Source organism: Flavobacterium maritimum (assembly GCF_040049085.1).
Lineage (GTDB): Bacteria > Bacteroidota > Bacteroidia > Flavobacteriales > Flavobacteriaceae > Flavobacterium > Flavobacterium maritimum.
Window position 1 is genome coordinate 149,443 of the sequence record NZ_JBDLZY010000005.1, and the last position, 13,367, is coordinate 162,809.

Below are 13,367 nucleotides of genomic sequence, written 5' to 3' on the forward strand. Positions count from 1 at the left end.
AGTTCGCAAAGTTTTATGGAAAAGCTTCTTTTAAATTGTAATTTTGCCTTTTAAATTTTTAGCATTGAAATCAAATAGAATTATCACCGATACGCATACCCATTTATATTCAGAAGAATTCGATCAAGACAGAAAAGAGATGATGCAAAGGGCTATAGATGCTGGTGTTTCACGTTTTTTTATCCCGGCTATCGATTCTACCTGCACGGATGCTATGTATGAATTGGAAAAAGACTATCCTGACCATGTTTTCTTGATGATGGGTTTACATCCCACTTATGTGAAAGACAATTATCTCGAAGAATTGAAACATGTGGAAAATGAATTGGCAAAAAGAAAGTTCTATGCCATCGGAGAAATTGGGATCGATTTGTATTGGGATAAGACTCATTTGAAGGAACAGCAAATTGCTTTCAAAAGACAAATACAATTGGCTAAACAATATAAGTTACCTATTGTGATTCATTGCAGGGAAGCTTTCGACGAAATATTTGAAGTTTTGGAAGAGGAAAAATCAGATGATTTATTTGGGATTTTTCATTGTTTTTCGGGGACTTATGAGCAGGCTTTACAGGCGATATCTTATAATATGAAGTTAGGAATAGGTGGGGTCGTTACTTTTAAAAACGGAAAAATTGACCAGTTTCTAAATCAAATTGATTTGAAACATATTGTTCTGGAAACGGATTCGCCCTATCTGGCTCCAATTCCTTTTAGAGGAAAAAGAAATGAAAGCAGTTATTTGGTAAATGTTGTTTCTAAGTTGTCACAAATTTATAACCTTTCAGAAAATGAAATCGCGGAGAGAACAACTGAAAATTCTAAAGCAGTTTTTGGGATTTAATACAGAATCTACTTTATTTTCACTTTTTTTTTGTTCATTTGCCCTTACAAATATAGAAATATAACAATGCAAAGATTTGACGCTATTCGGCCGTTTTACGATTCTGAAGTAAATGAAGCACTTCATGATGTTATTCATCATCCGATGATGAAGACATTGATGAATTTTACTTTTCCGGAAGTAGAAGATGATGTTTGGAAAGAACAACTCAAGAAAACACACTCTATCCGTGATTTCCAATGTAATTTCATTTATCATTCGGTCCAAAAAATACTGGAAAGAAGTTCGGAGGGATTGACAACTTCAGGTTTTGAACATTTAGAAAAAAACACCGCGTATTTGTTTATTTCTAATCATAGAGATATCCTGTTGGACACCACATTATTGAATGCCACTTTATTTGAGCATGGTTTTGTGATGACTGCTTCGGCAATTGGAGATAATTTGGTTAAAAAGTCATTTTTAAAAATACTAGCCAAACTAAATAGAAATTTTTTGGTTCAAAGAGGTTTGACACCAAGAGAAATGCTACAAAGCTCAAAATTATTGTCTGAATACATTGGACAATTATTATTGTACGAAAACCGTTCCGTTTGGATAGCTCAAAGAGAAGGAAGAACCAAAGACGGAAATGATGCGACAAACCCAGGCGTTTTGAAAATGGTTGGTATGGCTTCTGATGAGCCTAATTTGATGGACTATTTTAAGAAAATTAAAATTGTGCCGGTTTCTATTTCCTATGAATATGATCCAACCGATGTTTTGAAAATGCCTCAATTGATGGCAGAAGCCAATAATGAAATTTACGTCAAAGAAAAAAATGAAGATTTCATGAATATTCTTAGCGGCGTATTAGGGCAAAAGAAAAGAATTCACATTCATGTTGGGAAAGTTTTAGACCAGGAAATCGATACAATAGTCGCTGAAAATGACAATGCAAATAAACAAGTACTTGCTTTGGCGCAGGTTATTGATGATGCAGTATTGAGCAATTACAAACTTTGGCCAACAAATTATATCGCTTATGATATGTTGCATAAGACTGATAAGTATACGCATTTGTACACAGAAAACGAAAAATCGCTTTTTATGCGCAGATTGGAAATGCGAATAGATCATGACAATCCGGTAGCAATGGAAGGGTTTTTAGCAATGTATGCCAATCCTGTTGTAAATAAATTGAAATATGTCAATGTCATCTAAGGCTAAAATACTTCTTATATATACCGGTGGAACCATTGGGATGAAGAAAGATTTTGAAACGGGTGCGCTTAAGGCTTTTAATTTTAGTAAGTTATTGCAAAGGATACCGGAATTAAAACTATTGGATTGTGAGATTGAAACGATTTCTTTTGACAAGCCAATTGATTCTTCAAATATGAATCCCGAAAAGTGGGCCAAAATTGCGACCATTATCGAGGATAATTATAATTCTTTTGATGGATTCGTCGTGCTGCATGGATCGGATACCATGTCTTATTCGGCATCTGCTTTGAGTTTCATGCTCGAAAATTTAGCAAAACCCGTGATTTTTACCGGATCTCAATTGCCAATAGGAGACTTGCGTACAGATGCGAAAGAAAACCTGATAACGGCCATTCAAATTGCCTCTTTACGTGAAAACGGGAATGCTGTTGTGAGTGAAGTGTGTCTTTATTTTGAATACAAATTATACAGAGGTAACAGAACGACAAAAATAAATGCAGAACATTTTAATGCATTCACATCTCCGAATTATCCTTTTTTAATTGAATCTGGTGTACATTTAAAAACAAATCCCGAATTATTTTTGCTTCTTAAAAAAGGAGCACCACTAAAGGTTCATAAAAATTTGGATAAGCATGTGGTTATTGTAAAACTGTTTCCCGGAATCAGTGAAACAGTTTTAGCAGCTATTTTCGATATTCCGGATCTTAAAGGAATAGTATTAGAAACCTATGGCGCCGGAAATGCACCAACTGAAGAGTGGTTTTTAAATCTATTACAAAAAGCTATAAAAAGAGGATTGCATATTGTTAATGTTACCCAATGCTCTGGTGGAAGTGTACACATGGGACAGTATGAAACCAGTACGGGGATGAAGGAAATTGGCATAATTTCGGGAAAAGACATCACAACTGAAGCAGCAATTACCAAACTGATGTATTTATTAGGGCAAAATATAGATCAAGAATCGTTTAAAAATGTCTTTGAAACATCATTGCGAGGAGAAATAACATAATAATCGAATTTTACTTTTGTAACTCAATTTTTTTTAAGTTATTTGCAAACCAAAATAAAATAGAGAGGTGTCCGAGTGGTTGAAGGAGCTAGCCTGGAAAGCTAGTATATGGGTAACTGTATCGAGGGTTCGAATCCCTTCCTCTCTGCAAAAATAAAAATGCTTCCTGAAAGGGAAGCATTTTTATTTTTATACTCTCGGCTGTTTGCATAATTGATTCGGGAGATTAATTTACAATTAGGTTGTCATCATAAATTGTTTCATCATCCTCGGTCCTTACCAGAACATGATAACTGCCTATTGGTAACTCAAGATTAATTTCATTGTTTTTAGGTGTCTTAAGATAACTTTCAATTGGGATAGCCAGATTTTTTATCAAAGCAAATTCTTTTGAATCAATTACTTCAACCAAAACTTCTTTGTTTTTATATTTCGAAAAAACCGTATTCTTAATTTTTGTTTCTTTGAAAACTGCATTTGGATATATTTTTTTCAGACTAGGTTTTCTATTATTGATCAAAAAATAATCAGCAGTTGATTTTGTTTTTGTTGTATCGTTAAGATATGTGCGAGGAATTAGTAATAGTTCATTTTTAGTGTCGGCGCAAACAACAGTCTGATTAATAGTTATAGGGTTGATTTTAGATAATTCTATAAAATGCTCGGCCATCAATTTTCTTCCTTCATATTTCTTTTCGAGATGGCCATGTCCAACAAAAACAAAAATTTTAGCATTAGGGTCTTTCTCCAAAATTTTTAAGATATTTTTTGCTTGGCCTATTTCTCGGTCGATGTTTCTGTCGTGGTTTTCATGTCCTGAAACGATAAATCCCAGTGCTATTGCTTTTCTGATGAAATGGGCGAAATAAGGTTCGTCTGTGTAAATTCCGTTGTGGTAATTGGGTGTAAAATTAGTTTCTGAATCTGCGACAAATGCTTCTAATGAAAGATAAGTATATCCATTGGCTTTCAATGTTTCTAGTAATTCCATGGCAAACAATCTGTGTTTGGGGTAATAATGATCTTCATTGAGCATAATTACTTGGTTCTCTTTTGCTATTTCTGCAATCTTACCCAAAACTGCATTGTCTTTGTAAACATCCTCTTTATTAGATAAATCAGCAATCATTGGATTGAATTTTTCTTTTCGCTTTTTTTCGTAATCAACAATTAAGGAGTCATAGGTTCTATTATTGGACATAAGAGAATTTACCGTTGACAGATATTGAAATTTTGGATTGTTGTCCCCTTCAGCTTTTAAAGGTGCAGTTTTTAATTTTTTACTGGCATATAAACCATTTGGATGGATGGAAGGAAAATATTTGATGAATATTAAAGGGAATGACAGTTTTTTCTCATCCAAAGAATCAATAGTTATTTTATTTAATAAGTCATTAGCTTGTGATAAAGACGATTGATTGTCTTTTGCTGAGATGATTTTTAGCAATCCCGTAATTTTTCTTTTTCCTTTTTGTTTTTCAAAAAGGATAGTATGGGTTATAGTGTCATGAACAATAATTTTTGCAACAGCTAAACTATCATTTGATGTTTTTATGTTTTGATAGAAAAAATAGCTTTCAGTTCCTTTTTCTTTTGAATCAGCAACTAAAAAAAGATCTTTTGAAGAAATGTTTTCTTTGCTCTTCAGGAATTTTTTATACTCTTTTGCTTTAACTTGAGGAGCTTTCCTGAATTCAATATTTTTATCAAAATCAATGCCTACTTTCAATGAATCATTGTAAAAGTAATTCTTAAGGAAATAGTTATTCTCAGATAGTTTACTTTTATGTGTGCTGCAGGAAATGATAAGAAATAATGAAAGTAACAAACTAAAAAGTCTCGATAATAATGTAAAGGTTTTCAAACGCAGCATATTATATTTTGTGTTGATTGAATGTGAAAAATTGATTTTTTTTCTTTGGATGGCATATTACCGTCTCAACAAATATAATTGAACTTGTACTATTTTGAAGGAATTTTTGTATTTTTTTATCAAGAATATATTTTCAGCTTTTTCGTTTTGGTATAAATGAAAATGAAAGAATTACAGGTCTTTTAGCAAAGGATAAACCTGTTTGAATTTCGCAAAATTGTGTTCGTAAACTGCCTTGTAATTGGTGTTTGGTAAAAAGGTTTTCTCTGTTTTGTTTTGAGAGAAGCTGTTAACTCCAATGGATTTCATACCAATTAGTACGGCACCCCAAGCGGAACCCTCTGTGGTTTGTGAGGCGGCCACCTTCATTTGGAAAATATCGGCAACCATTTGCAGCCAAAGATCACTTTTTCCAAAACCCCCGCTGGCCATTATTGTGGTTTGTTTTCTTTGTTCGACATCCGGCAGTAAAATTTCGGTAACACTTAATAGTCCAAATAGAATACCCTCTAAGGTGGCTCGAATGAGATGCGCTTGGGTATGAATAATTTGGATTCCCAAAAGAGTACCTTGCGCTGATGCATCCCAAATAGGAGCTCTTTCGCCTAATAAGTAAGGAACAAAAAGTAAACCTTCGGAGCCTGCAGGAATTTTTTCGGCCTGCGCAAAAAGGGTCTCAAATGAATCATCTGTTTTTAGAAGTGATTCTTTTAACCATTGTAAAATAATTGCGCCATTGTTCACTGCTCCTAAAGTCAGGTATTGATCTTCTATCAGGTGATAGCATTGGGTTCGCATTTGGGAATCAACATAAGGCTTGTCAATGGGTAAACGTACGGCGCCGCTTGTTCCAATTGTCAGGGCGATGCGACCTTTTTCCATAGCTCCTGTTCCCAAGTTTGCCAAGGCACCGTCGCCACCGCCAAGGATATAAAGGAAGTCGTCCGAAACTCCTCTGCTCTGGTGAATTGGGCTTCGCATGGCAGAGAGCTGTTGGGGTTTTATTTGTAAATAATTTAGAATATCGGTGTCCCATTCTAAAGTATGAATATTCATTAATCCGGTACCCGAAGCCATCGAAGAATCAATAGCATATTCACCGGTCAGATGGTGCCAGACATATTCTTTTATACTGATAAATTTATATGCTTTTGAAAAAACGGCTGAATCAAATTCCTTAAACCAGATAATTTTAGTCATAGGGGAGAAGGGGTGAATCGGGATCCCAGTCTGCTGATAAAACTGTTTTCCCAGTTCCGAATTTTTCAGTTTTTCGGCTACATGATGTGCCCGGTTGTCTGCCCATAAAATAGCATCGGTCAACGGATTTCCGGTGTCATCAATAACCATGATACTTTGCATTGCCGAACTGAAGCTTATAAATTGGGGCTGAATTTCCTTTGTGATTTCTTGGATACAGGCTAAAACTGCAGATAAGATTTCTTTTGGTTTTTGTATGCTCCAATCAGGCTTTGGGTGATACATAGGATAGGATTGGGAGAATTCGCGAATCACTTTTCCGCTGTTGTCAAAACACACGGCTTTGGTTGCTGTGGTGCCAATGTCAATTCCGATGTAGCATGCTTCCATTTTCTTTTTTTAAATAATAATTACTATCCCACAAATACATTCAGCAGCAAGATACCAATTAGTCCCATAATTCCGATAATGGTTTCCATTACTGTCCAGGTTTTGAAAGTATCGGAAACACTGATTCCAAAATATTCTTTAAACATCCAGAAACCGGTATCATTCACATGGGAACACATTAAACTTCCTGCGCCAATAGTTAGTACCATCAATTCAGGACTAATACCCGAACTAAGCACTAATGGTTGCACAATTCCTGCTGCGGTCAATCCTGCTACTGTTGCAGAACCCAAGGCGATGCGAATAATAGTTGCGATTAGCCAGCCTAAAATTAAAGGCGAAAGGGTTGACTCTTTAAAAAAAGAGGCCAGGTCGGTGCCAATACCACTATCAATTAATACTTGTTTGAACGCGCCGCCGGCAGCAATAATCATAATAATCATGGTGGCAGAACTCAGTGCCGATCCTGATTTGTCCATGATGTCCTGCATTTTTCTGCCACGATTGATGCCTAAAACAAAAATGGCAAAAAGCACCGCTATTAACATGGAAGTGGTAGGATTTCCTATAAAACCAAGGATGTGTCTCAGAGCGGATTCCTCAGCTAAGGCTAATTCACTAATGGTGGCCATTCCCATTAAAATTACTGGAACCAAAGCGGTCAGAAAACTAATCCCGAAAGCAGGCATTTCTTGGTCACTAAATGTTTTGCTTTCGAATAAACCTTTGGGTGGATTAGCGACAATTTTTTTTATAAATTCAGGAAAAATAATCCCGGCAATCAATAAAGCAGGAATCGCAACGATAAGTCCGTAAAGCAAGGTTTTACCAATGTCAGCTTTAAAAATAACGGCAATGGCCGTTGGTCCCGGATGAGGAGGCAGAAAACCGTGTGTGATAGAGAGCGCTGACGCCATGGCAATTCCTAAATAAATAATGGGCTGTTTAGTGCTTTTGGCGACAGCAAAAACCATAGGAATCAATATCACAAAACCGGCATTGTAGAACATCGAAATTCCTACTGCAAAACCGGTGAGTAACATCGCCCACTTGATGTGTTTGATTCCAAAGAATTGTATTGTTACGGAGCTAATTCGTTGTGCCGCGCCACTGTCAGATAGTAGATTCCCCAAAATAACACCTAAAGCGATAATCAGGATCAAAGAACCTAAAGTGCTGCCAATTCCTTGTTGCAATGAATTGATGATGTCGGGAAAATGCATTCCTTTTGTAATCCCAACAAAAAAAGAAGCAATTATCAATGAAATAAAAGCATTGAGTTTTACTCCCGAGATCAAAACAAGTAATAAAAGAATGCCTGCAATCAGAATCAGTATGGACATAGATGAAAATGGGATAAATTAGAAATCATACAATGGGTGTCAAATCGACTGCAGTCAAGAGTATTTCAATTTTGATAAAGTAAAAAAAAATCACTTATTCGTTTTTCTCGACTGCATGTCCGCCAAATTCATTACGAAGCGCAGCCACTACTTTTCCGGAAAAAGTATCCTGCATTTGGGATCGGTAGCGCATCATTATCGAAAGGGCGATCACCGGGGTTGGAACACCTAGGTCCAAGGCAGTTTCGAGCGTCCATTTTCCTTCACCGGATGAATGCATAATTCCTTTAATACTGTCTAATTTTGGGTCTTTCGAAAAAGCATTTTCTGTTAATTCCATAAGCCAACTGCGTACAACGGAGCCATGGTTAAAAAGTTTGGCTGTTTTTTCGAAATCAATATCGAATTCAGAATGTTCGAATACTTCAAAACCTTCGGCGATGGACTGCATCATGCCGTATTCGATACCGTTGTGAACCATTTTGGTAAAGTGTCCACTTCCTGCTGAGCCGGTATAAAGATGTCCGTTTTCTACAGAAATAGCTTTGAAAACTTCGGCTACATATTCGAATACATCTTTATCTCCGCCAATCATTGTACAAGCACCGTTTAACGCACCGGAAGTACCTCCCGAAGTTCCACAGTCCAAAAAGTCAATACCGAGTTCCTTGAGAAAGGAGTAGCGACGTTTGGAGTCTTTATAATTAGAGTTTCCTCCATCTATAATAATGTCATTTTTTTCTAAAAAAGGAAGTAAAGATGTGATAACAGTGTCTACAATTTCGCCGGCAGGTACCATTAACCAGATCACTTTTCTATGAGTTAATTTTTCGCATAATTCTTTAGTAGAATATGCTGTGTTAATGCCTTCCTGAGCTATTTTTTCTATGAAGTCCGCATTGACATCATTGGCTATAACATCGTAACCATTTCGTTGTAAGTTAAGGGCAAGGTTGAACCCCATTTTTCCTAATCCTATAATTCCAATTTGCATTATTATTTTGGTTTTACTTTTGAATAAATTGCCGTTTGTTTTTGTAAAAATATCGTTTTTATTCTTTTGTATTGCTGTGTTCAGCATAAATAATTAAATATTCGACAATTGTTTTGTTAAATTATTTAATTTATGGAGGTGTCTTTTTTCGAAATGGCAAAAGGAAATTCTGTTTTTTTTAGAACTAAAAAATTCAACTGTTTTTTTGTTTGTTATGGGACTGTTTTTAGTAGGTAATCAATTAATAAAGACGAAAAAATTAGTTCTGAAATTTTGTTTTATTTTGGGTTGATTTATTTTTTTTTGCCATTTTAATTATGCGAATTTTTTTATTTTTTTAAATCTATTATGGCTTAGTAAACAGTTCGTTATGTAGGGTTATTTGTTCCTTTTTTTTGGAATTTTTAGGATTTGTATTTAATCTTTTTTTAAGATTAGGGGACTGATTTTTAACTTTTTTTTTAAATCATAAGGTAAAAAGTGTATTTTATCGACATAAATTACATTTCGTCGAGTAAAATTAGTAAGTTCTTTCCGTTTATCTATGTTTGTCGTCCCAGGTCCTACAAATGAATTTAGCCGCTGACGAACATGCATAACTTTACTTTTAGAAAGCTTATTTTTTATAAGCTATTATTTATTGATGTTTTATTTTTTGCCATTATTCCCTTTAAGGCAAAATCACGATTTGAAAACACTTCAGTTAGGTCATTCTCGCGTGGAATTTTATTTAGAGATTCGACCCCAATTTTTTTAGCAAATAAAACGATAGTAGTTAGAACATATGAAAATAGTGTTACTAACATTTCCGTATATACAATTGTATCAAGTTTAAAAACTGTCCTGAATTTTAATTTAGGACAGTTTTTGTTTTTAAGGCGATTCAAGCCATTTTCAATTCAGTTCGTTGAATGAAATGAAAATAAAAAAAATAATTTAAGGTAGTATTCCTAATTCCTCAGTAAAAGTATTCCAATGAAATTCTTTCCACATAGTTCCCGAAATCTTATGTTAAAAAAAATAGATTGTTTTAAAATAAAGTCTTCAACGACAAAAAATATCTGGCTGATTACGCTGCTCGTGCTTTTAAGTTTTAGTAGAGTATCTGGTCAAACTCCCGGAATAATCTATCAGCCTGCAGCAACACCAGGGAATTCTGTTTTGGATCCTAATGGGGATGGTTATACTTCGGCAACAACTGGGGGTTTTATTTCTGATGATCAGCTTGAAAGTGAGATTCCTTATTCGTCTTTGATTTTTCCTATGGTGGAGCCAAATAGTGATCTTAGTGCAGGCCCAAGTTGTAGTTTTACGGACTTTGTTGATCAGGGAGATCAAGATCCCGTTCAATCATATCTTGATGCTAACGGGAATTGGCTTTTTAGAATGCGAATGGGGACTACGGCACCTAACTCAAAAAGTTATAGTATTCTGATCGATACTGATGGTTTATTTGGAGGTAGTGGTCCAAACGCAGATCCGCAATATTCAAGTTCCAATCCTGGTTTTGAAATAGAAATAGTGCTGGCCACGAATTTTGGTGTTTATGTTTATGACGTTAATAATAGTAATTGTAGTCCGGTTATTTCTTACGCAGGAAGTACAAACTATCAAAAATCACTAGCACTCACAACGAGTTGTGGAAACCCGGATTATTTTTATGATTTCTTCGTAAAAATGAGTGATTTGACAACGCAGTTTGGAATGACTTCGGCAACACCGGTTCGTATGGCTATTGTTGATAATATGGGAGCTCAAAAATCGACGGTGTGCAGTCCTGCTTCAGCTTCTGATGTAGCTGGTGTAGATTCCACTTGTGGAACTCTTGAAAATTGTTATACGGTAATAATTGATAATTATACACCTTGTGCTCCAGGACAGGTATGTCCGGATCGTTCGTTATGTCCTACTATTAATGGACCTATTGCTACAGGTGCAACATCTGTCAGCATCACAACTACAGAAGCAATAGGAACAATTATAAAAGTATATAATGGAAACACATTAATAGGGACTTCAGCAGCGACTACCACTAGCCCACAAACACTTAGCGTGTCTGTGTCAGCTTTGGCTACCGGAAGCGTTATATATGCTACTGCTCAAGCACCCGGAGAAGGTGTTTCGATTGGGAATTGTGATGCGGAAACTGTAAAAGCCGTGGTTGTTTCATGTTCAAGTCTTTCGCCAACTTTCGTTTTAAATAATGGTAATCAAATTACCGTTACGACAAATCATCTTGCGGGGACAATTCTTAGACTTTACCAAATGGTTGGTTCTACCCCTACTCTTTTAGCATCTCATACAACAACAAGCAGTCCTGAAAGTTATACTTTTACCACAACAGGAAACGGGTTTACGGGTAAAACCTTGTATGCCACAACAGAGGCTCCTGGATCTGGTTGTGAATCTCCACCTTCTAATTGCACTACATCTGCTACTCCCGCATTAGGAGCTACACCAATAACTACGTCAACTAGCTCAATTTCTGGAACTGGAGTTAGTGGTGCGACAGTTTATTTATATGCCGATGGGGTTCAGGTAGGAACAATTGTTGCTAGTTCTACTAGTTGGACTATTCCAGTTTCGGGTTTGGTAACTTGCCAAAGCATAACGGTAAAGCAAATTGAAGCAGGTAAATGTATTTCAGAAAGTAGTGCAGCTCTTAAAGTAGAAAATGTCGCAAATAAACCGAGCATTATACAAGAACCTTGTATAAGTGCTTCCTTGACTTCAGTTAAAGTATCTTCTTCTGAATCTAGTACTGCTAGTGTAAAATTATATTCCTTTAATGGGTCAACTTATGCGCCAATTACAGGTACAAGTTCATATGCCTCTGGTGTATGGACTTTTACACCAGATAGCCCTATTGCTGCTGGGACTACCATTGTTGCTACTATAGCTGATGCATCCAAATGTAAAACGGAAAGTGTTTATTCTAATGCTATTTCATTAACAACAGCACCTTCTATAAATGGATCGACAACGGTAAATGGACCAGTATATGAAAATTCAACTTCGATTTTTGGAACTGGAATCAATGGGGAGTGGATTCAATTATACGTTGATGGTTCTATTCCTTATAAAAATGTTGCGGGAACTCTAACTCCTATTGGTCGTGTTCAGGTAGCCGGTGGTGCTTGGTCTGTAATTGTAGATCAAAATTCCATTTACTTAGGTGCGGTTTTAAAAGTTACTACTGCTTCCGCTTCAACAGGCGGTTGTGAAAGTGCTTTATCGGCTTCATCGGTAATAGTACAGTGTACGCCTCCAGCGCTTCAAACCTATGCAGGGGGCAGTCACAGTTATTGTTTTGGGCAGGCAGGATTTATAACTTTAGATGCCTCTGAATCGGGTGTTATTTATGAGCTGGTTAATGGAGCCGGAACCAAAGTAGGGCCTTCTGCTGTAGGAACGGGAAGTGCAATAAATCTATATACGAATGCATTGACAGCTCATTTAACAAATGTATATGTTAAAGCATATAAATTATTAAACCCGAGTTGTTCAATAACTTCTACGGTACAAATTAATTTTGATGTTCAAACACCTTCTCCTGCTATTACTTTAACAAGTACAAATGTTTCTGTTTTACAAGGGGCAACGTCAGCGCCTTTTGCATATTCAAATCCTTTAAATAGCCCAACAAATTATAGTATTGCTTTTTCAATAGCAGCCAAAAGTCAAGGATTTTTAGATGTTAGTAGCACAGCGCTGCCAGCGAGTTCAATTAATGTAACGGTGCCGGCTGCAGTAGCGGTTGGTACTTATTCAGCGGTTTTAACAATAACTGGGGCAGGAGCATGTTCAAGCACCTATCCGATCTCAATAACAGTTTATACAAATACAAGTCCACCAGTTATAACTACACAACCTATTGCTCAAACTATTTGTAGTGGTACAGGGACTACTTTTACCATTGCTGCTACAAGTTCAGGTGCTGTTAATTATAATTGGCAATATAGTACAGATGGAGGTGTTAATTGGTTACCTAGTTCTACTACCTATATTGCAGATGGAGGTATTTATTCCAATGCAACTACAGCTACATTGTCTATTTCAAATGTAGCTGGCTTAAATGGTTATAAATATAGAGGTGTTGCTACAAATGCGAATGGTAGCACAATTTCTAATCCGGCGACCTTAACTGTTTTGGCTAATCCTGCTATTACAAGTCAGCCTGTTGCACAAGTGAAATGTGCAGGAACTAGTGCAAGTTTTACTATTGTTCAAACTAATGGAACTTCAATTCAGTGGCAGGTTGATAATGTTGATATTACAGATGGAGGTGTTTACAGTGGAGCAACTACTGGGACATTGTCTATTAGTAATGTTACAGGATTAACTGGAAAAAATTATAGAGCTGTGGTTACTAATAGCTGTTCAACTGTGACTAGTAATTCGGTTTTGTTAACAGAACAAGCCCAACCGGCGAGTGCAGGAACAAACGGAACATTAACGGTATGTCAAGGAACAACACCAAGCAATGCGCAGTTATTTGCAGC

General features: G+C 36.2%; 8 protein-coding genes and 1 tRNA gene. 5 read left to right on the forward strand and 4 right to left on the reverse strand.

The window, feature by feature from the left end; translation table 11 throughout:
- The first annotated feature begins 64 nt into the window (after positions 1-64).
- The 4 genes from ABEB23_RS11985 (at position 65) to ABEB23_RS12000 (ending at position 3,213) form a co-directional block, all read left to right on the forward strand.
- A complete protein-coding gene (locus tag ABEB23_RS11985; RefSeq protein ID WP_348812843.1) occupies positions 65-844 on the forward strand; it encodes a TatD family hydrolase in 780 nt (259 codons plus the stop codon).
- A 66-nt stretch (positions 845-910) separates the two neighbouring features.
- Complete coding sequence (locus ABEB23_RS11990) at positions 911-2,047, forward strand: 1-acyl-sn-glycerol-3-phosphate acyltransferase (protein ID WP_348812844.1); 1,137 nt, start codon at positions 911-913, stop codon at positions 2,045-2,047.
- A complete protein-coding gene (locus ABEB23_RS11995) occupies positions 2,037-3,065 on the forward strand; it encodes an asparaginase (protein WP_348813090.1) in 1,029 nt (342 codons plus the stop codon). The genes ABEB23_RS11990 and ABEB23_RS11995 overlap by 11 nt, the downstream gene beginning before the upstream one ends.
- A 61-nt stretch (positions 3,066-3,126) precedes the next feature.
- A tRNA-Ser gene (locus ABEB23_RS12000) sits at positions 3,127-3,213 on the forward strand.
- A 78-nt stretch (positions 3,214-3,291) separates the two neighbouring features.
- On the opposite strand, the gene ABEB23_RS12005 is transcribed toward ABEB23_RS12000, so the two are convergent.
- The 4 genes from ABEB23_RS12005 to gnd all read right to left on the reverse strand — a co-directional run bounded on the left by ABEB23_RS12005 (position 3,292) and on the right by gnd (position 8,865).
- Positions 3,292-4,929, reverse strand: coding sequence for a hypothetical protein (locus tag ABEB23_RS12005; RefSeq protein ID WP_348812845.1), 1,638 nt, complete (start codon positions 4,927-4,929; stop codon positions 3,292-3,294).
- A gap of 180 nt (positions 4,930-5,109) precedes the next feature.
- The gene (locus ABEB23_RS12010; RefSeq protein ID WP_348812846.1) at positions 5,110-6,528 is read right to left on the reverse strand and encodes a gluconokinase; all 1,419 of its coding nucleotides are present in this window, start codon (positions 6,526-6,528) and stop codon (positions 5,110-5,112) included.
- A gap of 23 nt (positions 6,529-6,551) precedes the next feature.
- Complete coding sequence (locus tag ABEB23_RS12015; protein WP_348812847.1) at positions 6,552-7,871, reverse strand: gluconate:H+ symporter; 1,320 nt, start codon at positions 7,869-7,871, stop codon at positions 6,552-6,554.
- A gap of 94 nt (positions 7,872-7,965) precedes the next feature.
- Entirely contained in the window at positions 7,966-8,865 is a 900-nt protein-coding gene (gene gnd / locus ABEB23_RS12020; protein ID WP_348812848.1) for a phosphogluconate dehydrogenase (NAD(+)-dependent, decarboxylating), read from the reverse strand.
- Positions 8,866-9,840: 975 nt separating this feature from the next.
- On the opposite strand from gnd, the gene ABEB23_RS12025 reads away from it, so the two are divergent.
- Positions 9,841-13,367 (forward strand): immunoglobulin domain-containing protein (locus ABEB23_RS12025; RefSeq protein ID WP_348812849.1); only part of this gene is annotated, 3,527 nt, incomplete at its 3' end.

Bases quoted from the DNA above. Each gene is read 5' to 3' on its own strand.
- ABEB23_RS11990 (WP_348812844.1), top strand. From the start codon at position 911: ATGCAAAGATTTGACGCTATTCGGCCGTTTTACGATTCTGAAGTAAAT.
- ABEB23_RS11995 (WP_348813090.1), top strand. From the start codon at position 2,037: ATGTCATCTAAGGCTAAAATACTTCTTATATATACCGGTGGAACCATT.
- ABEB23_RS12010 (WP_348812846.1), bottom strand. From the start codon at position 6,528: ATGGAAGCATGCTACATCGGAATTGACATTGGCACCACAGCAACCAAA.
- ABEB23_RS12015 (WP_348812847.1), bottom strand. From the start codon at position 7,871: ATGTCCATACTGATTCTGATTGCAGGCATTCTTTTATTACTTGTTTTG.
- gnd (WP_348812848.1), bottom strand. From the start codon at position 8,865: ATGCAAATTGGAATTATAGGATTAGGAAAAATGGGGTTCAACCTTGCC.